Genomic DNA, 19,179 nt, shown 5'->3' on the forward strand with positions numbered 1-19,179 from the left:
CAAGAATGACCGGCATTAGACGAGTAGCGGTGGGTCGGCCAGTTCGTTCGGGTTGTCGGCCCCGGCCGGAAAGTGTCGGGAGAGCAGGCGGGTGGCTTGCGCGATGCCCTGCAGCGCGCCCTCGCGGTAATGCCCTTGGGCAAACTGTGCAGTCATGCCGTGGCACAGCGCGTCCCACTCGGCCTGTCCGACCTTCGCCGTAATGCCGCTATCGGCGACGATTTCGACCTGCCGTTCGGCGAGCAGCAGGTAAATCAGGATGCCGCTATGTTCCGCGGTATGGCCGACCCCCTGGTCGGCGAATTGCTCGATTGCCCGTTGCCGCGTGCTCAGTCCGCGCAATAGCTGGAGTAGCGACAGGCGACCTTCGATGACGAAACGCAGTTCGCCGCGGTGCAGTTTTTCCGATTCGCCAATCGCCGCGGCGATGGTCGCCAGCAGGGCCGGTCCAAAACGGCGCCTGACCAGCCAGGGCGGGAGCAGCCAGTGCCGCAGAATGCGTTTAATCGTCATTTACCAACTCCCCGAGGCGCCACCGCCGCCGCCCGAACCACCGCCACCGCCGAAGCCGCCGCCCCCTGAACTGCCGCCCCGCCCCCCACTGGCCAGGCCGCTGAGCAACAGATCGAGACCGAGCAAGGCGACAAAAAAGCCGATGGCCGCGCCGGCCAGGGCGCCGAGAATACTTCCGGTCAACAGCCAGCCGAGCCCCGCCGTGACGCCGCCGACGACGCCCGAGCCGAGCAGGTTGCCGAGAAAATAGCGGATGATGGCGCCGCCGACGGCAATGATCCCGAGGCCGAACAGCCAGCCATTTTCGCCGAAGCTGTCGATATTCAGCCGGCCACCACCCGAGGCGGCGCTGCCGGTGCGAGTTGCGGCGGCCGGCAGCTCTTCCCGATCGACGACGGCAAGGATGGCGTCGACGCCGGCGGCGATGCCGCCCGGCAGGTCGCCGGCCTTGAATTTCGGCGTAATGGTTTCGTCGATGATCCGTTTGGCGGTGGCGTCGTTGAGGACGCCTTCCAGTCCGTAGCCGACTTCGATGCGCAGGCGCCGGTCATTCTTGGCGACGATCAGGATCGCCCCGTCATCGATGCCCTTGCGGCCGATCTTCCAGGCATCGAGCAGGCGAATGCCGAATTGCTCGATCGGCTCCGGCTGCGTCGTCGGCAGCACCAGGACGACGACCTGGCTGCCCTTTTTGGCCTCGAAGGCGGCCAGCCGGGCTTCCAGTTCGCCGGCCTGGGCCGCCGAGAGGCTGGCGGTCAGATCGGTGACCCGTGCCGTCAGGGCCGGAATCGGCACCGCTTCTGCCGCCGCAACCGCCAGCAGGGCGGGCAGGCAGAGCGCCAGAAGGGCCAGCAGGCGGCGCATGCGACAGACTTAGCGGGCGGGCGCCGGGGCGGGGTTGTCGAAATGGATGGTCGGCGGCGTCGCCACGGCCTTCTCGTCCTCAACCGTGAAGTTGGCTTTCGGTTTCCAGCCCATCGCCATCGCCGTCAGGTTGTTCGGGAAAGTGCGCACCGAAACGTTGTACTCCTGGACGGTCTTGATATAGCGATTGCGGGCAACGGCGATGCGGTTTTCCGTGCCTTCGACTTGCGCTTGCAAGTCGCGGAAATTGGCGTCGGCCTTCAGCTGTGGATAGTTTTCGGCAACCACCAGCAGCCGTGCCAGGGCGCCGCCGAGATCGGCCTGGGCCTTCTGGAATTTGGCGAAAGCGGCTTCGTCATTGACCAGTTCCGGCGTTGCCTTCATTCCGGCAACACTGGCGCGCGCTTCGGTAACCTTGGTCAGGACTTCCTTCTCATGCGCGGCATAGCCCTGGACGATGGACACCAGATTGGGAATCAGGTCGGCGCGCCGCTTGTACTGGTTGAGCACTTCGGACCAGGCTGCAGTGACCGCCTCGTCATTGGTCTGAACCTGGTTGTAACCGCAGCCCGAGAGCAGCGTGGTGATCAACAGCAGAAAGACGACAAGTCGGGATTTCATTGGGGGAGCCTCCTGTTTGCGGGTTACGGGTGATGTTGGATGATCCCCGGCAAAATGCAAGAGCAATTTCCTGCCCGACCTCCAGCAAAAAAAACCCCGCCACGAAGGCGGGGTAACAGGGAGGTCTCGAAAGGGGGATTTCGAGGGGGTAAATCTGTCGCTTAATCCTTGCGATGCTTTTGCAACCAGTGTCGCCTGACCATGATCACCGCCCCGGTGGCAATCGCCGCAAGGACCGCCTTCAGCGGTTCGGCCTGCCCTTCTGCCAGCCAGTCAAAGCCGGAAACTCCGACAAAGACGCCCAGGCTTTCGCTGATGGGCAGATGGTCGGCCATGGACATTAGCGGATCGGGCGGGCCGGAATTCTGGCGAGGACCGGCTGGGGAGCCGGCGGCATGCCGAAAAGGTAGAGGCGGGCGGCATCCATAAATTCTTTGATAGTCATTTCGATCATTTCCTGTTTCTCCTCTTGCTGGGCTTGTTGTTCTTCAATGCCTTGCATTTTACGGAGGTGCCGGCCAGGCGTCTGTTGCGCAAGCGTTGCCGCGCCGTAACAGGGTTTGATCTTTGATGACGCTTTGTAACGGCGCCGGCTGGGGCGTTACTGGTGCGCTTTCCAGCACAGCGTAAAGCGCGCGCCGCCGAGCGGTGCGGCATCCGCCGTGGCGCTGCCGCCGTGGAGTTCGAGTACCCGGCGGGCAATCGCCAGGCCGAGGCCATAGCCGCCGGTGGCGCGGTCGCGCGACCGGTCGAGGCGGGTGAACGCCGAGAAAATATGCTCGCGTTCGGCCGGTGGGATGCCGATGCCGTCGTCGTCGACATGGATCAGGATGCGGTCGTCGATCATTTCGGCACTGACCCGGATCTGCCGGCTGGCGTATTTGAACGCGTTGCGCAGCAGATTGCGCAGGGCGTAGGGCATGGCCTTGCGATCGAGATCGACGTTGAGGTTGTCCGGCAGCTTTCCGGTATCCACCGTGACTGCCAGCTTGCGGCCGAGCAGGCGTACCGAATCGACCTCTTCGGTCAGCCACTCGGCGAAGCGCACGCTGGAAAAATGCGGTTCCGGCGCCTCCCGCTCGAAACGGGCATAGGTCAGGCTGGTGTCGATCAGGTGGTCGAGCTCGTCGAGGTCGTCCTCCATCATCGTCCATAGCCGCTGGCGCTCGGCCAGTTCGTCGGTTTCGGCCAACATTTCCAGCGCAAAGCGCATGCGGGCGATCGGCGTGCGCAATTCGTGCGAGATGCCGCAGGCGAGTTCGCGGTGCGTGGCAAGCAGTTGCTGGACGCGTTCGGCCATGCTGTTCATGGTTTCCGAGAGCGACGAGAAGAGCTGGCTGCGGGCCGGCGGGGAGCGTGCCTCGAAATCGCCGTCGCCCAGGTCGCGGGCCGTCTGGCGCAGGGATTCGAGGTCGCGCCAGACCGGGCGGACCCAGAACCACAGGGCGATACCGAAAATCAGGCCGGTCAGGCTCCAGGTCAGCAACCGCAGGCGCAATTCGAGCGGCAGGCGGTCCTTCAGCTCCGGGTTGCGGTTCGAGGCGAGCGGCCCGACCACGAGAACCTGGCTGCTGGTACCCAGCCGGTGGTACATGATGTCGCCATCGTGATCGATGGCGATGTCGCCGGCGTCGAGCTTGTCGACCTGGTAGGGGGTCAGCGTCCGGTCGAGCGTGATGCGCTCGACGATGCCGAGGCGATAGGAGAACTTGTCGTCGATCTGCTTGATCTTGTGCGGCCAGGTGCTGCGCGGTTGGCGCGCCAGTTCGTCTTCGATCAGCGTGATCGTGCCGCGCATGAAGCGCCGCGCATAGTCGTCGGTGATGCCGCGCTGGGCGGTCGAAATGACGAAGTCGGCGGTGAAGGCGATGGCCACGAAGGAGCCCATCGCCAGCAGGTAGAAATTGAAGAACAGCTTCGACAGGCTGTAGCGCCCACCCCGCCAGCGCGGCAGCGAAACGCGAAAGAGCGAGCGGGCGAGGCCGTGATTGCGCTCTTTCTCGGCCAGCTCGCCGGAATCAGTTCCAGTCATGCTTGCTGAACAGGTAGCCTTTGCCGCGCACCGTCTTGATGCGGGTCGGATTGTCCGGGTCGTCGTTCAGTTTCTTGCGCAGCCGGGAGATGCGCGCGTCGATCGAACGATCCAGGCCGTCGAAGCCGATACCGCGCAGTTCCTGCAGCAGGTCGTCGCGCGACAGCACGTTGCCGGCATGTGAGGCGAGCAGCCAGAGCAGGTCGAATTCGGCGGTGGTCAGGTCGATGCTGGTACCGCCCAGCGAGGCGGTCCGCGTTGACTGGCTGATCCGGAACTGGCCGAAGACCATCGTTTCGGTTTCGCTGCCCTGGCTGTCGCTGGCCACCGGCAGGCGGCGCAACAGCGCTTTGATGCGAGCGAGCAGCACGCGCGGCTGAACCGGCTTGGCGATGTAGTCGTCGGCGCCCATTTCGAGGCCGAGAATCTGGTCGAAATCTTCGTCGCGGGCGGTCAGCATCAGGATCACGCCGCGGTATTGCGGCCGGACGGCCCGGCAGACCTCGAAGCCGTCCTTGCCCGGCAGCATGACGTCGAGAATGACCAAGTCGGGCTGTTCGGCCAGAATGCGCGTCTCGGCCGTGTCGCCACGGGGCTCGATGCTGACCGTCAGGTCATTCTTGGTGAGGTATTCGGCGGTCAGTTCGGCCAGCCGTTCGTCGTCTTCGACGAGCAGGATACGTGTGTTCATCCGCCAATCTTAACGGCCGGGCGGTCGGCGGTCCACCTTGCCGGACCGGCCAGACAAAAAAGGCCGAACCACTTGGTTCGGCCTTGTCCGGCAAATGACTGGCGGCGGGTATTGCGGCCGAGCGATCAGGCAGCGGCAGCTTGCGTCGGGATCTTGTGGCCGTGGCGGGTGATGCGGTTCTGCGTATCGACGTAGATCAGATCCGGCTCGTGCTTGGCCAGTTCGATCTCGTTGTATACGGCAAAGGTGGCGATGATCAGGATGTCGCCCGGGGCGGCGCGGCGGGCGGCCGAACCGTTGACGGAGATGACGCCGGAACCGCGCTCGGCGCGAATGGCATAGGTGGTGAAACGCTCACCGTTGTTTACGTTCCAGATGTCGATCTGTTCGTATTCCTTGATGTTGGCCGCTTCGAGCAGGTCTTCATCAATGGCGCAGGAACCCTCGTAGTGCAGGTCGGCGTGGGTGGTCGTCACGCGGTGCAACTTGGATTTCAGCATCGTTCTCTGCATGGTTCCACTCATCCAGAAGTTGGGGGAAGGGCATTGTAGCGACAATAGCCCCCCTGTCAACGGCTTTGGTCGGCGCCAAAAAACGCCTTAAATTTCAATGTTATCAATGAGCCGGGTGGTCCCGAGCCGGGAGGCGGCCAGCGCCACCAGCGGGAGGTTTGTGCCCGTGGGCACGGCCAGGTCGGACTGTTGCCGCACTGCAACATAGTCGGGTTTCCAGCCGGCGGCGGTCAATGCAGCCACGGCGGCTTCTTCCAGCTTGGTGGTGTCGCTTTCGCCGGCCCGGATGGCGTCGCGGATCTTGTTCAGCTCGCGATACAGGCGCGGCGCCTCGTTGCGCTCGGCCGGGCTCAGGTAGGCATTGCGCGACGACAGGGCGAGGCCGTCTTCGGCCCGTACCGTTTCGCCGCCGACGATGTTGATCGGCAGCGCCAGCTGACGGGCCATATTACGCAGGACCATCAACTGCTGGTAGTCCTTCTTGCCGAACAGGGCGGCCTGCGGCTGCACGATGTTGAACAGCTTGAGCACCACGGTGGCGACGCCGCGGAAATGGCCGGGGCGGAATTCACCGTCGAGTTGATGCTGGATGGCCGGCGGTTCGACGACATATTCCTGCGGCTCGGGGTAGAGATCGGCCTCGCTCGGCGCGAACAGCACGTCGACGCCGGCCGCGGCCAGCTTGTCGGCATCGGCCTGCAGGGTCCGCGGGTATTGGTCGAAATCCTCGTTCGGGCCGAATTGCAGGCGATTGACGAAGATGCTGGCGACCACGGTGTCGCCGTGGGCGCGCGCCTGTTCCATCAGGCTGATGTGGCCGGCGTGGAGGTTGCCCATGGTCGGCACAAAAACGACGCGAGCGCGCCCCTGGAGCGCCGCCCGCAGGTCGGCGACGGAGGAATGGATTTGCATGGTGTTAAGCGGCGTAAGTGTGTTCGGGGGCGGGGTAGCTGCCGTCCTTGATGGCGGCGACGGCGAGGCTGGCGGCATCGGCGATGCTGCTGGCGCCGGCCATGAAATTGCGGACGAATTTGGCTTTCTTGCCCGGCGGGATGTCGAACGCGTCGTGCACCACCAGGACCTGGCCGGAACAATCCTTGCCGGCGCCGATGCCGATGGTGATGATGGCCAGGCCGGCGGTGACTTCGCCGGCCAGCACGGCGGGAATGGCTTCGAGAACGAGCATCGTCGCGCCGGCATTTTGCAGGGCCAGGGCGTCGTCCTTCAGGCGTTGCGCGGCCGCTTCGCCCTTGCCCTGGACCTTGTAGCCGCCCAGCGCATGCACCGATTGCGGTGTCAGGCCGAGGTGGCCGCAGACCGGGATGCCGCGCTGGGTGAGGAATTCGACGGTCCGGGCCATGTCCTGGCCGCCTTCCAGCTTGACCATCTGGGCGCCGGCCGCCATCAGCGTGACGGCGTTGCGGAAGGCCTGTTCCGGCGATTCCTGATAGCTGCCGAACGGCATGTCGGCAATGATGAAGGCGCGATCCGAGCCGCGCTTGACGGCGGCGGTATGGTAGGCGATGTCGGCGATGGTGACCGGCAGCGTGGTGTCGTGGCCCTGGATGACATTGCCCAGCGAGTCGCCGATCAGCAGGGATTCGACGCCGGCGCCATCAAGCAGACGGGCGAAGCTGGCGTCGTAGCAGGTGAACATGACGACTTTTTCGCCGGCGGCGTAGAGCTTGGCGAGGTCGGCCTGGGTCAGGCGGCGGGTGATGGTTTGGGCAGACATTCAAGTCCTGAAAACGAAATAGACGGCGCCTAGGATACACAGAGCCGCCCACAAGTAGTCAAGCTTGAGTGGCTGGTCCATGTAAAAAACGACGAAGGGAACGAAGACGGCAAGGGTGATGACTTCCTGCAGAATCTTCAACTGGCCGAGGCTCATTTCGGTGTGGCCGATGCGATTGGCCGGCACCTGGATCAGGTATTCGAAGAGCGCGATGCCCCAGGAAATCAGCGCGGCGATCCACCACGGTTTTTCGTTGAGATGCTTGAGGTGCGAATACCAGGCGAAAGTCATGAAGACGTTCGACAGGGCCAGCAGCACCACCGTCTGCCAGAGCACGGGGATGTTGAAACCGAACAGGTTCACAGCTTGACGATACCCTGGTTGGCGACGGCCGGCAGCCAGGCGGCGATGGCGCCGCGCCCGGGAATGATTAGCTGGGGGGCGATTTCGGCCAGCGGGTAGAGGACGAAGGCGCGCAGGTGCAGGCGCGGGTGCGGCAGGGTCAGGCGCGGCAGATCAAGGAAGTAGTCGTTGTAGAGCAGCAGGTCGAGATCGAGCGTCCGTGGGCCATCTTTTTCGGCGCGGATGCGGCCGAAGCGCTGTTCGATTTCCAGCAGCGCATCGAGCAGCGCTTCCGGGGCCAATGTCGTTTCGAGCCGGGCGACGGCATTGACGAACTCCGGCTGATCGAGCTTGCCGACCGGCGCCGTGCGATACAGCGAGGAGCATTGCGCGACACGGCTTTCCGGCAGATTGGCCAGCGCCCCGAAGGCGGCGCGGACAGTGGCGGCCGGGTCGCCGAGATTGGCGCCGAGCGCGACGTAGGCCGTGTTCATTCGGCGGCGGTTTCGGCCGGTTTCTTGCGGCGGCGCCGGCGTTTCTTGTCGGCCGCCTGTTCCGGCATCAGCATTTCGGCGCGCTTGTCGCCATCGACATTCTGGAAGCGTGTCCACCACTCGGCCAGTTCCATGTCGATTTCGCCGGATTCGGCACGCAGCAGAAGGAAGTCGTAACCGGCCCGGAAGCGTGGCTGTTCGAGCAGGCCGTACGGCCGTTTGCCGGCGCGTGCTTCAAAACGCGGCTGGAGGGCCCAGATGTCTTTGATATCGCCGGCGATACGGCGGGTGATGGCGAGCTTCTCGCCCTGCACCTCGATCACCGTATCCATCGCCTGATGCAGCGCCGGGATCTTCGGCTCGCCCTTGGCCTTGAGCTTTTCCCAGTGCGCCAGCACTTCGTGCCAGAGCAGCGTGGCGAACAGGAAGCCCGGCGAGACGCCCTTGCCCTGACGGACGCGGGCATCGGTATTGGCCAGCGAGGCCATCACGAACTTTTCGCCCATCGGCTGTTCGAGAATCACGTCAAGCATCGGCAGCAGGCCGTGATGCAGGCCTTCGTCGCGCAACTGGGTGATGCATTTGACCGAGTGGCCGGAGGTCAGCAGCTTCAACATTTCGTCGAACAGGCGGGCGGCCGGCACGTTTTCGAGCAGGCCGGCCATTTCGCGGATCGGCTTGCTGGCCGCCGGGTCGATCGTCAGGCCGAGCTTGGCGGCGAGGCGCACGGCGCGCAGCATGCGCACCGGGTCTTCGCGGTAGCGGGCGCGCGGCTCGCCGATCATGCGCAGGGTTCTTTGCTTGAGGTCGCCGACGCCATGGTGATAGTCGATGACCGCCTCGGTGATCGGATCGTAATACAGCGCGTTGGCCGTGAAATCGCGGCGGGCGGCATCTTCGGACTGGCTGCCGAAGACGTTGTCGTGCAGCACCCGGCCGTGTTCGTCGGTCTTGGTGTCGGCGCCCAGCGTGCCGCGGAAGGTGGTGACCTCCATCGTCTCCTGACCCATCATCACATGGACGATCTGGAAGCGGCGGCCGATGATGCGCGAGCGCCGGAAGGCGTGGCGCACTTCTTCCGGCGTGGCATCGGTGGCGATGTCGAAATCCTTCGGCTCGGCGCCGATCAGCAGGTCGCGCACGGCGCCGCCGACGACGTAGGCCTTGTGGCCATGCTGCTGCAGGGTTTCGCAGGTGCGCCGGCTGCCGACGCTGATGCGGTCACGGGTGATGCCGTGGGTGGAGACGGGAATGACAGCGGGCTCGTGGTGGTTGGCCGAGGGCTTCTTGCCACCAAAAACGCGGGAAATGAGTTTGCGGATCACGTATTACCGTTCAATGAGCGCCCGAGGCGCTACGGGAAAAGGCGGATTTTACCGCAATGTAATGATCTTCCAGCCCAATTCGCTGCTGTGCTGACGCAGTTTGTCGTCCGGATCGACGGCCACCGGCGTCTTCACCTTGCCCATCAACGGCAAGTCGTTGTGCGAGTCGCTGTAGAAAAAGCTGTCGTCGAAGCTGCCCCACCACAGGCCGAGCGATTCGAGCCAGCTTTCGACGCGGACGATCTTGCCGTCGCGGAAGGATGGCGTGCCGCGCGGGCCGCCGGAAAAGGCGCCGTTCGCGGCATCGACTGCAGCGGTCGTGGCGATCAGGTGCGGCACGCCGAGTTCGCGGGCGATTGGCCCGGTGACGAAACTGTTGGTGGCGGTGACGATGGCGCACAGGTCGCCATTGGCCAGGTGTTCAGCGACCAGTTGGCGGGCCGGTTGGCTGATGATCGGGCGGATGTGGCGGTCCATGTATTCGCGGTGCCAGGCATCGAGTTCGGCCCGGCTGTGGCGGGTCAGCGGCGCCAACTGGAAGATCAGGAATTCGTAGATGTCGAGCGTCCCGGCCTTGTAATGCTCGTAGAACTCGATGTTCTTGGCTTCCTGCAACTCGCGATCGACGACGCCCTTGCTGATCAGGAATTGCGCCCATTCGAAATCGGAATCGCCGATCAGCAGGGTGTTGTCGAGGTCGAAGAGGGCGAGGTTCATGCGTTCGTTTCCAGGTTGAGCAGTTCGCGCAGCAGCGGCAGCGTGACGGGGCGTTTTTGTTCGAGGGTGTATTGGTCGAGCGCGACGACCAGCATCGACAGCGTGCGCATGTCGCGCGGCGCGTGGCGCAGCAGGTAGTTGATCGCTTCCGGCGACAGCTTCAAGGCGCGTTCCTTGGCCTGGGTGGCGATGGCGGCGGCCTTTTCGGTGTCGGACAGCGGTTGCAGGCGGTAGATCAGGCCCGAACCGAGCCGGGTTCGCAGGTCTTCGCGCAGGGCCAGATGCACCGGCGGCTGGGGGGCGGCGGTGAGCAGCATGCCGCCGGCCATTTTCAGGCGGTTGAAGTGATTGAACAGCGCGATCTGGCCGGCGTCGTTCAATTCGTCTACGTGGTCCACGGCCAGTTGTCCGCTGGCCGGGGCCTTGGCCAGTGATGGATCGCTGACCGCATCGACGTAGGCAAAACCGCTGGCGAGCAACAGGTGGGAGCATCCCGAGCCGGCTTCGCCCCACAGGCAGAACGAGGTTTCGGCGCGGGCGCCGGCCAGCCAGCCGGTCAGCGCCGCCAGCGTTTCGGCATTGCCGCCGGGCACGAAGTTATCCAGCGTGGGCGGGCTTTCCGGCAGCAAATCGAGAATCAGCTGGCGCATCGGGACATGGGAATGAAACAGGGGCCGCGATTTTAGCATTGCTCCGGAACTCGGCTCGGCTTTCGGCCGGCGGGATCAACTCGGCCAGCCGCCGGGCGCTGTGCCGCAAGCGGGAATGGGCGATTGCGCCGCGCTCCAGCGCCTCGGCCGCCGCGTACACGGCCCGGTAAAACTGGCGCGGGTCGTAGGAAACCAGCACCAGATCGACGCCGGCTGCCAGCGCTTCGCTCGCCACCCGGCCAATGCCCAGATCGTAGACGGCGCCCATGTTGAGGTCGTCGGTGATCAGTACGCCGTCGTAGCCCCACGCGCTACGCAGCAGGCCGTCGATCACCGCCGCCGAATGCGAGGCGGCGCGTTGCCGGTCGATGGTAGCCAGCGTCACATGACCGAGCATCATCGCTGCGCCGGAATGGCCGGCCAGTTGGCGGAACGGTTGCCAATCGGCGGCCAGGATTGCCGGCGAGTCGTCGAGCCGGGCGGCCCGCAGGTGGGTGTCCTGTCGCACCCGGCCGAGGCCGGGAAAGTGCTTCAGCGTGGCACGCACGCCGCTGTCGGCCAGGCCGTCGATGTACCCGGCGGCCACCGCGCCGACGGTGGCCGGGTCGGCGGCGATGGCGCGGGCTGAAATCCGGGTCAACCGATCGTGCGGCTGGTCCTCACCAGCTGGCCGCAGATCGAGTACCGGGCCGAAGTTCAGATTGACGCCGAGCGCCGCCAGACCGCGTCCCTGGCGGGCGCCGTAGCACCGGGCCGCGGCCGGCGGATCGTTACCAGCGACCAGGCTGGCCAGCGGCGGCATCGCTTCGAGCAGCGGCGAGAGGTGCGACACCGGGCCGCCCTCCTGGTCGCCGGCAACGATCAGCGGCGGCAGCTCGGCCCGCTGGCGGACGACCTGCAGGGCGGCGATGTCGGCCGCCACGGCGGCCATGCTGCGACCGCGCAGATTGCGTTTGCCGAGGTAGATGCCGCCGATCAGGCCGCCGGCGGCCAGCGGCTGCAGTTCGGCAAAGTCGGTGAAGCCGACGATGAAATGCTCACCCACCGTTCGCAGGCTGTCGCCGCCGGCCAGCACGGCGGCGCGCTGGGCTTGATACTCGCCTTCGCGGGCCAGCGTGACAACGATGACGGCAAGCAGCAAGGCCACCGGCAGGCGGCCTGGAAAGCCGCGTCGCCAGACCAGGCCGCCGGTCGCCAGGACCAGCAGCAGCGGCATTTCGACGTGACGCAGCCAGTACAGCAGCGGGTGCTTCAGGTGCCAGGCGAGGCCGAGCAGCAGCAGCGGAAAAAGGAGGGCGGCGGCGCCGGCCAGCCGCCGGGTCGGTTGGCAGTTCATTGTTCGGCCTGGCCGTTGAGCTGGGCGCCGAGGCGATACCAGTCGAGGCGGCGGGTGGCGAGCATGGTGGCGCCGAGGGCGAGGAAGAGCAGCAGGCTGCCCATCAGCAGCGCGTTGTCTTCGGAGAGCAGGACGCCGTACAGCACACCATAGAGGCCGGTCAGTCCGGCGCCGAAGGCAAAGCCCTGGCGGATGCCGCCCAGCGCGCCGGAAAGGTAGGTGGCGATCAGCCCGATACAGGCCACCGCCGACAGGCCGTAGGCGAGGTGGAAGGGCAGATGTTCCGAGAAGGCGATGAGCAGCAGGAAGAAGATGGCCAGGGCCAGACCGACCAGCAGGTACTGCATCGGGTGGATCGGCGAACGGCGCAGGATTTCGGTCAGGAAAAAGCCGGCGAAAGTTAGGGCAATGAACAGCACGCCATATTTGACGGCGCGTTCGGACTGCAGATAGACATTGACCGGATCGACGAAATCGATGCTCAGAAATTCGCCGCGCGCCGGGTTCAGCGTCGCCTCGAAGTTGCGCGCCAGATGCGAGATTTGCCAATCGGCGGTAAAGCCGTCCTTGCTCACCGTGCGGGTGGTGGGCAGAAAACGGCCGGCAAAATTCGGGTGCGGCCAGGCCGATTTCAACTCGATGTGGTTCGCTTCGCCGGTCGGCGCGATGGCCAGTCGGGCGGTGCCGGTCAATTGCAGCGGAAAACTGAAGTCGAAGCGGTTTTCGCGCTGCACATCGAGCGGGCCGAGGTTGATGCTCAGGCGGCGTACCGGCGACTCCTTGCCATCCGCGCCAGTGGCGCCGGGCGAGGCGAAACGCTGCGGCTTGCCGTTGATGATCGCCTCGGGATCATTATTGACGCCGCGCGGATCGGAAATGCCAAGCACCAGTTCGGCTCGTGCCTCGAGGATACGGCCGGCGGTGCGCGTCTCGGCCAGGGGCTTGACGACGAAACGCCCGCTGCTGATCAGCCCGAGTCGGAACAGCCGGGCCTGGTAGATGCCCCGGTTGCGCGTTTCGACCACCGTTTCGCCGGCCATGTTGAGGCTTTCCGGCGGCAACAGCAGGGTCCGCTCGACCACCTGCAGGCGGGTTTCGCCCCGCCCGGACTGCTCTTCCTTGGGCACGGCGATCTCGACCTGTTCGCGGTAATGCACGGCAAGTACCGGCCCGACCAGCGTCTGCGGCCCGGCCGCACTGTTGGCGATGCTCGCCTGCACTTCGTTCTGGCGCTGGCTGCGCTCGCGGATCTGGTCCTTGATCAGGGCCAGCGGCACCAGCAGCAAAAGCGACATGATGCAGATCGCGGCAATCTTGTAGAACAGTCTCTTGTCCATTTCAGGCTCCCTTGTTTGAAAGTGAGCCAAGTTTCGGCGCGCCACGTGAACGCCTGTCGAAGGCAGGGTGAAGGCGTGTGAAGCGGGCGTGAAGTCGGGCTTTCGGCCGTGCTCATAGTGCTGCCGGGTCGGCCAATTCGGCCTATGCTGAACGCCTGTGCTCAGCTTGCCAGTCAGGAGATGTCAAATGCCAGCAGATTCAAAAGTTCGGCCGTGGTGGCTTGCGCCGCAAACGCCCGGGGAGCAGGGGGCGACAGTCGTTGCGGCGGGGTTGTCCGGGGCCGAGGCGAAGGCGCGTCTGGACCAGTTCGGTCCCAACATATTCCGCGACCGTCCCCAGAAATCCTTGTGGCGACAGTACCTGGCCCGTTTCAAGAATCCGCTGGTCCTGATCTTGTTGATCGCCAGTGCCGTTTCGGCGCTGACCGGCGAGGTGACCAACTTCGTCATCATCGGCAGCATCGTACTGCTCAGCGTCACCCTGGATTTTGTCCAGGAGCACCGGGCCAATGCCGCCGCCGACAAGTTGCGGCAGTCGGTCTCGGTGCGGGCCACCGTGGTGCGCGATGGTGTGTCCAGGGATGTCCCGGTCAGCGAACTGGTGCCCGGCGACCTCGTCCTGCTGTCGGCCGGCGACCTGATTCCGGCCGACGGGCTGGTGCTCGAGGCACGCGATCTTTTCGTCAAACAGTCGCTGTTGACCGGCGAGACCTACCCGGTCGAGAAGCGGCCCGGTCCGCCGTCCGGCACGGGCGATGACCTGCAGGAGGCGACCAACGCGGTCTTCATGGGCACCTCGGTAATCAGCGGCAGCGCCCGGGTGGTGGTGGTCAAGACCGGCGCGGCAACGGCGATCGGCGAGATTGCCGACAGCGTTGCCAAACCGGCGGAAGCCACCTCCTTCGAGCTGGGGACCCGCCGTTTCGGCATGCTGATCATGCGCCTGACGGTCCTCATGGTGATGTTCGTCCTTTTCGTCAATATGTTCTTCGACAAGCCCTGGCTGGAATCCTTTCTCTTCGCCGTGGCACTGGCCGTCGGCCTGACGCCGGAGCTGCTGCCGATGGTGGTCTCGGTGACCTTGTCGCGCGGCGCGTTGCGGATGGCCAAGCGGCACATGATCGTCAAACGCCTGTCGGCGATCCAGGATCTCGGCTCAATGGACGTGTTGTGCACCGACAAGACCGGCACGCTGACTGAAGCGAAGATTCGTCTGGAAAAGCATCTCGATGCCGACGGCAAGCCGAGCGAACGCGTCCTTGAACTGGCCTATTTCAACAGTTTTTTCGAGACCGGCCTGAAAAGCCCGCTCGATGAGGCGATCCTGGCGCATCAACAGATCGATAGCAGCCAGTGGAAAAAGATCGACGAGGTTCCCTTCGACTTCGAGCGGCGTCGTGTCTCGGTGCTGATCGACAACGGCAAGACCCGCTGGCTGGTGGTCAAGGGCGCGCCGGACGAGATCGTCGGGCTGTGCACGCAGTACCAGACGGCCGCCAGCGAAAGTCCGCTGGCCATCGATGACGCCGCGCGAACCGCCATTGCCGGGCAGTTCCATGCGCTCGAGGAAGAGGGCTTCCGGGCGCTGGGGATCGCCTGGCGGGAGGTGCCGCTCGATCATCCGCATGCCGTGGTCAGCGACGAAAGCGAACTGGTGCTGGCTGGCTTTGCCGCCTTTCTCGATCCGCCGAAGGCCAGTGCCGCTGCCGCGCTGGCCGGGCTGAACCGGCTCGGGGTGAGTATCAAGGTGGTGACCGGCGACAGCGAACTGGTCACCCGGCATGTCTGCGGCGAGTTGAAAATACCGGTCAGCGGAATATTGCTCGGCAGGGAAATCGCCGAGATGGACGATCATGCGCTGCAGGCGCGGGTCGATAACAACAACCTGTTCTGCCGGGTCAATCCGGCCCAGAAGGAACGGGTCATTCGCGCCCTGAGGGCGCGCGGCCATGTCGTCGGCTATCTTGGCGACGGCATCAACGACGCGCCGTCGCTTCATTCGGCCGACGTCGGGCTATCGGTCGATTCGGCCGTCGACGTGGCCAAGGAAGCGGCCGACATGATCCTCATGCGCCATGACCTGCATGTCCTGCATGCCGGGGTTGAGGAAGGGCGGCGGACTTTCGGCAACATCATGAAGTACATCCTGATGGGCACCAGTTCCAATTTCGGCAACATGTTCAGCATGGCCGGCGCGGCGCTGTTCCTTCCCTTCCTGCCAATGTTGCCGACCCAGATCCTGCTCAACAACATCCTCTACGACCTGTCGGAAATCCCCATTCCGCTGGACAAGGTCGATGCCGTCGATATCCGCACGCCGCGCGTCATGGACATGGCCTTCGTGCGCAATTTCATGCTGGTCATCGGCTCGATCAGCTCGCTGTTCGACTTCCTGACCTTCTACATCCTGCTGTCGGTTCTGCAGGCCGATGAAAAGCTGTTCCAGACCGGCTGGTTCGTCGAATCGCTCTGCACCCAGGTGCTGGTCATCTTCATTATCCGGACCCGGGGAAACCTGCTGAAAAGCCGTCCGCATCCGGTGCTCTTCGCATCCTCGTTGCTGATCGTCGGCCTGGCGGTGATTCTGCCTTTCACGCCGGTCGGCAGCTACTTCGGCTTTGTCGCGCCACCCCTCAAGTTCTACGCGATCCTCGGGGCGATGGTCGTCGCCTACCTGCTGGTCGTCGAACTGGCCAAGCGGATGTTCTATCGCTGGATGGCCGGCGTCCGGCCGGCGTGATTGCGCTGCGCCGTGCTGCCAGCCAACGAGGCGGGCCGGACTTGAAATGGAAAAGGCCCGGCACCAGTGCGGCCGGGGCCTTGCTCGGGCGGCACCAGCAAGCTGGCGCCGGACGACCGTTCAGAGGCGAGTTTTGCGGCGCGTCAGAGCCAGAGCACCAAGGGCCAGGCCAAGCAGGGCCAGCGACTCGGGTTCCGGGACGGCAGCGACCGGTGGGTCGGCGGTGATTATGTCCTGGTAATACGGCGAGGTGAGCGTCATTGCGTATTTCTTGTCGAGGCTCTTGGCCGCCGGAATGGCGTTGAAGAAATTGGTCAGCCAGTCTTTGGTCTCGGCCTGCAAATCGGTGGCCGTGAAGCCGTCCTTAGTGATGTCCCAATTCTTCGACGGATTTTCGTACAGGCTTTCCCAGATGCCGAGCTGGATGGCCGAGCCCTGCAACCCGGTCAGCGGCCGCACCCAGGCGAAGGGGTCGTTCCAGCTGTTCGAGTTTCCGTTCATCACGTAGTTCACCGCACCGAGGAAATCGAGCGTGCGTTGGGTCGGGCCATTGAAGTTGATCGTGTAATCGACCTTGTTGCCACCCGAGATCGACTGAAAAATGTCGTAGCAGTACATCAGTACGTCATTGACCCCGTTGATGAAGATGCCGGCTTCGACGCCGCTCAATTTGCTGGCTGAACCGGTGAACAGCCCGACGTTTGCCGAGAAGTTCTGCGTGCTGTTGCCTGACTTGTAGGTCGCCCGCACCGCGTCGTAGTCGGCCCCGGGCAGGCTGTCGAAGATCGGGTTGGCGAAGGTAATCGTGACCGCAGCGGCCTGGGCGGCACCGGCGGTGGCAATCAGGCCGGCGAGAAGGGCGTATTTGAGAATTTTCATGGTCAGGCTGGTCCGGGAAAAACCAGCTATCAGCAAAAACGGGGCCACCGAAGACAAGCCCTTGATTTTTTAACTATTCAGATAGTTTCAGCCAAATGCCGGCCCGGCAAGTGTAAGCAATATCGACACAAATTTCTTTTAAAAACAGTGGCTTACGTTGCATTTCGCCAGGGGTTTTTGGGGCGAAGGCAAGGAGAAATTTCACACTCGCCGCCTTTTTTCGCCTTAACCAGGCGGTAGCCGAATCCGTCCGACCCCGCCGCCGTCCGGGTGATTGGCGAACTCCGCATCACCGTCATGCAGCCGCGCCACCTCCCTGACCAGCGCCAGGCCGAGACCGGTGCTTTTGCGGCCGGTGGCCGGGCGGGGCAGCGAGTAGAAGCGGTCGAACAGTTGCCGCAGCGCATAGTCGGGGGCGCCGGCGCCGTGGTCGCGCACGGTGATTTCGCTGGCTTCCTCGGTGTGGCTCAGGGCAAGCTCGATCAGGCCGCCTTCCGGCGAGAATTCGATGGCGTTGTCGAGCAGGTTGAGGATGGCCTGTTGCAGCAAGAAGGCGTCGCCCCGGATGCTGACCGGCGTAGCGCTCAGCCGGCAATCGAGGCGGCGGGCGTCGAGTTGCTGGCGGCGCAGTTCGATGCAGGTTTTCAGGAGTTCGGCCAGATCGACCGTGGCAATCCCTTCCGGCGCCTGCAATTGTTCGACGCGGGCCAGCATCAGCATGCGGTCGATGATCGCCTGCAGGCGGCGCGCCTGCTCGCCGATGCTGTCGGCAAAGCGGCGGCGGTCGGCGGCCGGCGGATCGCCTTCGAGGATTTCGGCGGCGCCGATCACCGCGGTCAGCGGGCTTTTCATTTCATGCGCCAGGTTTTGCACGTATCTTTCGACGTACTGCTTGCCTTCCAGTCGTTCGCGCATCTCGGCCAGGGCGCGGGCCAGCTCGGAAAACTGCCGGCCGCCGCTGGTCGGCGGTTCCGCCTTGCGGCCGTCGGCGACATCGCGGGCGTAGGCACGCAGCCGGTTGATCGACCAGCTCAGCCAGCCGGAGAAGAACAGGCCGATCGCCGCGGTGGCGGCGAGCAGCAACAGGCCGGACTGCTTGACGCGCTGCTCGGCGCGGGCGATGTAGGGGTGCAGCGAGGCGAGCGGCTTGGCCAGCGACAGTACGCCGATCAGTTCGCCCTGCCAGAAGATCGGGGCGGCGACGTACATCACCGAGGAGTTCGGATCGGCTGGGTTTTCAAGGGTGTTGCGGGCGCCGTATTCGCCGCGCAGGACGCGGGCGATGTCGCGCCACTGCGCGTAATCGGCCCCGACGGCGGTGCCTTCGGAATCGTAGACGACGATGCCGTGCGGATCGGTGACATACACGCGGAAGTCGATGGTTTCCTTCTCGACGCCGGAAATGTTGGCGCGCGGACTGCGCCGGGTGGCGGCGCGCAGCGAGTCGGCAAAGGCGCCTTGGCCGATGCGGCCGGCCGACAATTCCATGGCGGCCATCTCGGCGAGGACGTGGGCGGTATCGACCAGGGTTTCCTCGGTGGCCTGGCGGATGCCGGGTTCGGTTTCGTGGGTGAAGGTGTTGAGCACGAACCAGGCGGCCAGACCGACCACCAGGAAATAGCCGAAAAACAGCCGGACGGAAATGTTCATTACGACCTTATCCGGCGACAACGCTGTAACCGAGGCCGCGATGGGTGAGGATGGTTTCCTCGTCGGCGTGCACGCTGCGCAGCTTGCCGCGCAGCGTCTTGATATGGGTGTCGACCGTCCGTTCGAGACTTTCGCCGCCGTCCTGCCAGATCGCTTCCATGATCTGGCCGCGGCTCAGGATGCGGCCCGGGCGGGTCAGCAGCAGGGCGAGCAGTTGATATTCGTAGCGCGTCAGGTTGAGCCAGGTGCCACGGTAGGCGATACGCTGCCCGTCGCGATCGACCGCGAAACGTCCGGTCGGCGGACTGGCCGGCGGCGCCCGGCGCGGTTCGGGATGCAGCCGGCGCAGGATGGCACGGATGCGCGACACCACTTCGCGCGGGCTGAACGGTTTGGCGACATAGTCGTCGCCGCCGAGTTCGAGGCCGACGATGCGATCCACCTCGTCGGAGCGGGCGGTCAGGAACAGCACCGGCACGTCGGAATGGCGGCGCAGGGCGCGGCAAACGTCGAAACCACTCATGTCGGGCAGGCCGACGTCGAGCACGACCAGATCATGTCCGCCGGCCCCGAGCAAGGCCAGGGCCTCGGCGCCGAGGGTGCAGCTTTCGGCGGTGAAGCCGTCGCCGCGCAGGGCGTAGGCCAGCGTGTCGGAGATGGCCGGTTCGTCGTCGACGATCAGGATTTTCATGGGCGCCATGATAATTCATCCCGTTGCCATTGGCGGCGGCCGAAATCTCC

At 64.6% G+C, this 19,179-nt stretch carries 21 protein-coding genes; 1 reads left to right on the top strand and 20 read right to left on the bottom strand.

The features are described from left to right. Positions 1-15: 15 nt before the first annotated feature. The 17 genes from ACLIKD_RS03795 to creD all read right to left on the bottom strand — a co-directional run bounded on the left by ACLIKD_RS03795 (position 16) and on the right by creD (position 13,169). The gene (locus ACLIKD_RS03795) at positions 16-513 is read right to left on the bottom strand and encodes a TPM domain-containing protein (protein WP_428827229.1); all 498 of its coding nucleotides are present in this window, start codon (positions 511-513) and stop codon (positions 16-18) included. Beyond that, positions 514-1,377 carry a TPM domain-containing protein gene (locus ACLIKD_RS03800; RefSeq protein WP_428827230.1) on the bottom strand — a complete coding sequence of 288 codons (864 nt, stop codon included), beginning with the start codon at positions 1,375-1,377 and terminating at the stop codon, positions 514-516. It lies immediately after the preceding gene. Between the two features lie 9 nt (positions 1,378-1,386). Continuing rightward, a complete protein-coding gene (locus ACLIKD_RS03805) occupies positions 1,387-1,998 on the bottom strand; it encodes a LemA family protein (RefSeq protein ID WP_428827231.1) in 612 nt (203 codons plus the stop codon). 161 nt (positions 1,999-2,159) lie between these two features. Next, positions 2,160-2,339, bottom strand: coding sequence for a hypothetical protein (locus tag ACLIKD_RS03810; protein ID WP_226418939.1), 180 nt, complete (start codon positions 2,337-2,339; stop codon positions 2,160-2,162). Next, positions 2,339-2,500, bottom strand: coding sequence for a hypothetical protein (locus tag ACLIKD_RS03815; protein ID WP_428827232.1), 162 nt, complete (start codon positions 2,498-2,500; stop codon positions 2,339-2,341). The genes ACLIKD_RS03810 and ACLIKD_RS03815 overlap by 1 nt, the downstream gene beginning before the upstream one ends. A 99-nt stretch (positions 2,501-2,599) precedes the next feature. Beyond that, positions 2,600-4,030 (bottom strand): ATP-binding protein, encoded by a 1,431-nt coding sequence (locus ACLIKD_RS03820; protein WP_428827233.1) that lies wholly within the window; start codon positions 4,028-4,030, stop codon positions 2,600-2,602. After that, positions 4,017-4,721, bottom strand: a complete 705-nt coding sequence (locus tag ACLIKD_RS03825) for a winged helix-turn-helix domain-containing protein (protein ID WP_226472694.1) — start codon at positions 4,719-4,721, stop codon at positions 4,017-4,019. The genes ACLIKD_RS03820 and ACLIKD_RS03825 overlap by 14 nt, the downstream gene beginning before the upstream one ends. Positions 4,722-4,846: 125 nt before the next feature. Continuing rightward, the gene (panD, locus tag ACLIKD_RS03830; RefSeq protein WP_264180035.1) at positions 4,847-5,221 is read right to left on the bottom strand and encodes an aspartate 1-decarboxylase; all 375 of its coding nucleotides are present in this window, start codon (positions 5,219-5,221) and stop codon (positions 4,847-4,849) included. A gap of 99 nt (positions 5,222-5,320) precedes the next feature. After that, positions 5,321-6,145 (bottom strand): pantoate--beta-alanine ligase, encoded by an 825-nt coding sequence (gene panC, locus ACLIKD_RS03835; RefSeq protein ID WP_428827234.1) that lies wholly within the window; start codon positions 6,143-6,145, stop codon positions 5,321-5,323. A gap of 4 nt (positions 6,146-6,149) precedes the next feature. Then, a complete protein-coding gene (panB, locus tag ACLIKD_RS03840; RefSeq protein WP_428827235.1) occupies positions 6,150-6,968 on the bottom strand; it encodes a 3-methyl-2-oxobutanoate hydroxymethyltransferase in 819 nt (272 codons plus the stop codon). After that, complete coding sequence (locus tag ACLIKD_RS03845) at positions 6,969-7,259, bottom strand: DMT family protein (protein WP_428828377.1); 291 nt, start codon at positions 7,257-7,259, stop codon at positions 6,969-6,971. Positions 7,260-7,327: 68 nt separating this feature from the next. Further along, positions 7,328-7,804 (bottom strand): 2-amino-4-hydroxy-6-hydroxymethyldihydropteridine diphosphokinase, encoded by a 477-nt coding sequence (gene folK, locus ACLIKD_RS03850; RefSeq protein WP_428827236.1) that lies wholly within the window; start codon positions 7,802-7,804, stop codon positions 7,328-7,330. Next, entirely contained in the window at positions 7,801-9,129 is a 1,329-nt protein-coding gene (pcnB, locus tag ACLIKD_RS03855) for a polynucleotide adenylyltransferase PcnB (RefSeq protein WP_428827237.1), read from the bottom strand. The genes folK and pcnB overlap by 4 nt, the downstream gene beginning before the upstream one ends. Positions 9,130-9,177: 48 nt before the next feature. Next, complete coding sequence (locus ACLIKD_RS03860) at positions 9,178-9,846, bottom strand: HAD family hydrolase (protein WP_428827238.1); 669 nt, start codon at positions 9,844-9,846, stop codon at positions 9,178-9,180. Further along, complete coding sequence (gene hda / locus ACLIKD_RS03865; RefSeq protein WP_428827239.1) at positions 9,843-10,496, bottom strand: DnaA regulatory inactivator Hda; 654 nt, start codon at positions 10,494-10,496, stop codon at positions 9,843-9,845. Before hda ends, ACLIKD_RS03860 begins: the two co-directional genes overlap by 4 nt. Then, the gene (locus tag ACLIKD_RS03870; RefSeq protein WP_428827240.1) at positions 10,444-11,832 is read right to left on the bottom strand and encodes a glycoside hydrolase family 3 N-terminal domain-containing protein; all 1,389 of its coding nucleotides are present in this window, start codon (positions 11,830-11,832) and stop codon (positions 10,444-10,446) included. Before ACLIKD_RS03870 ends, hda begins: the two co-directional genes overlap by 53 nt. After that, positions 11,829-13,169 carry a cell envelope integrity protein CreD gene (creD, locus tag ACLIKD_RS03875; protein WP_428827241.1) on the bottom strand — a complete coding sequence of 447 codons (1,341 nt, stop codon included), beginning with the start codon at positions 13,167-13,169 and terminating at the stop codon, positions 11,829-11,831. The genes ACLIKD_RS03870 and creD overlap by 4 nt, the downstream gene beginning before the upstream one ends. A 187-nt stretch (positions 13,170-13,356) precedes the next feature. Here creD and mgtA point away from each other — a divergent pair, with 187 nt between their 5' ends. After that, positions 13,357-15,909 carry a magnesium-translocating P-type ATPase gene (mgtA, locus tag ACLIKD_RS03880; RefSeq protein WP_428827242.1) on the top strand — a complete coding sequence of 851 codons (2,553 nt, stop codon included), beginning with the start codon at positions 13,357-13,359 and terminating at the stop codon, positions 15,907-15,909. 120 nt (positions 15,910-16,029) lie between these two features. Here the strand turns inward: mgtA and ACLIKD_RS03885 are convergent, their stop codons facing one another. From ACLIKD_RS03885 to creB, 3 genes are all read right to left on the bottom strand, one after another. After that, positions 16,030-16,788, bottom strand: coding sequence for a PEP-CTERM sorting domain-containing protein (locus ACLIKD_RS03885; protein WP_428827243.1), 759 nt, complete (start codon positions 16,786-16,788; stop codon positions 16,030-16,032). 225 nt (positions 16,789-17,013) lie between these two features. Then, a complete protein-coding gene (gene creC, locus ACLIKD_RS03890; protein WP_428827244.1) occupies positions 17,014-18,438 on the bottom strand; it encodes a two-component system sensor histidine kinase CreC in 1,425 nt (474 codons plus the stop codon). A gap of 7 nt (positions 18,439-18,445) precedes the next feature. Further along, on the bottom strand, positions 18,446-19,138 hold the full coding sequence (creB, locus tag ACLIKD_RS03895) for a two-component system response regulator CreB (protein ID WP_428827245.1): 693 nt from the start codon (positions 19,136-19,138) through the stop codon (positions 18,446-18,448). Between the last annotated feature and the right edge of the window lie 41 nt (positions 19,139-19,179).

The sequence above is a fragment of the Azonexus sp. IMCC34842 genome (genome assembly GCF_050368855.1).
In the GTDB taxonomy this organism is placed as follows: Bacteria; Pseudomonadota; Gammaproteobacteria; order Burkholderiales; family Rhodocyclaceae; genus Azonexus; species Azonexus denitrificans_A.

What these genes read in the sequence shown, in the direction of transcription:
- mgtA (WP_428827242.1), top strand. Translation starts at nt 13,357, where the DNA reads ATGCCAGCAGATTCAAAAGTTCGGCCGTGGTGGCTTGCGCCGCAAACG.
- ACLIKD_RS03825 (WP_226472694.1), bottom strand. Translation starts at nt 4,721, where the DNA reads ATGAACACACGTATCCTGCTCGTCGAAGACGACGAACGGCTGGCCGAA.
- ACLIKD_RS03795 (WP_428827229.1), bottom strand. Translation starts at nt 513, where the DNA reads ATGACGATTAAACGCATTCTGCGGCACTGGCTGCTCCCGCCCTGGCTG.
- creD (WP_428827241.1), bottom strand. Translation starts at nt 13,169, where the DNA reads ATGGACAAGAGACTGTTCTACAAGATTGCCGCGATCTGCATCATGTCG.
- ACLIKD_RS03800 (WP_428827230.1), bottom strand. Translation starts at nt 1,377, where the DNA reads ATGCGCCGCCTGCTGGCCCTTCTGGCGCTCTGCCTGCCCGCCCTGCTG.
- panC (WP_428827234.1), bottom strand. Translation starts at nt 6,145, where the DNA reads ATGCAAATCCATTCCTCCGTCGCCGACCTGCGGGCGGCGCTCCAGGGG.
- folK (WP_428827236.1), bottom strand. Translation starts at nt 7,804, where the DNA reads ATGAACACGGCCTACGTCGCGCTCGGCGCCAATCTCGGCGACCCGGCC.
- creC (WP_428827244.1), bottom strand. Translation starts at nt 18,438, where the DNA reads ATGAACATTTCCGTCCGGCTGTTTTTCGGCTATTTCCTGGTGGTCGGT.
- ACLIKD_RS03870 (WP_428827240.1), bottom strand. Translation starts at nt 11,832, where the DNA reads ATGAACTGCCAACCGACCCGGCGGCTGGCCGGCGCCGCCGCCCTCCTT.
- ACLIKD_RS03845 (WP_428828377.1), bottom strand. Translation starts at nt 7,259, where the DNA reads ATGACTTTCGCCTGGTATTCGCACCTCAAGCATCTCAACGAAAAACCG.
- hda (WP_428827239.1), bottom strand. Translation starts at nt 10,496, where the DNA reads ATGCGCCAGCTGATTCTCGATTTGCTGCCGGAAAGCCCGCCCACGCTG.
- ACLIKD_RS03885 (WP_428827243.1), bottom strand. Translation starts at nt 16,788, where the DNA reads ATGAAAATTCTCAAATACGCCCTTCTCGCCGGCCTGATTGCCACCGCC.
- panD (WP_264180035.1), bottom strand. Translation starts at nt 5,221, where the DNA reads ATGCTGAAATCCAAGTTGCACCGCGTGACGACCACCCACGCCGACCTG.
- creB (WP_428827245.1), bottom strand. Translation starts at nt 19,138, where the DNA reads ATGGCGCCCATGAAAATCCTGATCGTCGACGACGAACCGGCCATCTCC.
- ACLIKD_RS03810 (WP_226418939.1), bottom strand. Translation starts at nt 2,339, where the DNA reads ATGTCCATGGCCGACCATCTGCCCATCAGCGAAAGCCTGGGCGTCTTT.
- ACLIKD_RS03820 (WP_428827233.1), bottom strand. Translation starts at nt 4,030, where the DNA reads ATGACTGGAACTGATTCCGGCGAGCTGGCCGAGAAAGAGCGCAATCAC.
- ACLIKD_RS03860 (WP_428827238.1), bottom strand. Translation starts at nt 9,846, where the DNA reads ATGAACCTCGCCCTCTTCGACCTCGACAACACCCTGCTGATCGGCGAT.
- ACLIKD_RS03805 (WP_428827231.1), bottom strand. Translation starts at nt 1,998, where the DNA reads ATGAAATCCCGACTTGTCGTCTTTCTGCTGTTGATCACCACGCTGCTC.
- panB (WP_428827235.1), bottom strand. Translation starts at nt 6,968, where the DNA reads ATGTCTGCCCAAACCATCACCCGCCGCCTGACCCAGGCCGACCTCGCC.
- ACLIKD_RS03815 (WP_428827232.1), bottom strand. Translation starts at nt 2,500, where the DNA reads ATGCAAGGCATTGAAGAACAACAAGCCCAGCAAGAGGAGAAACAGGAA.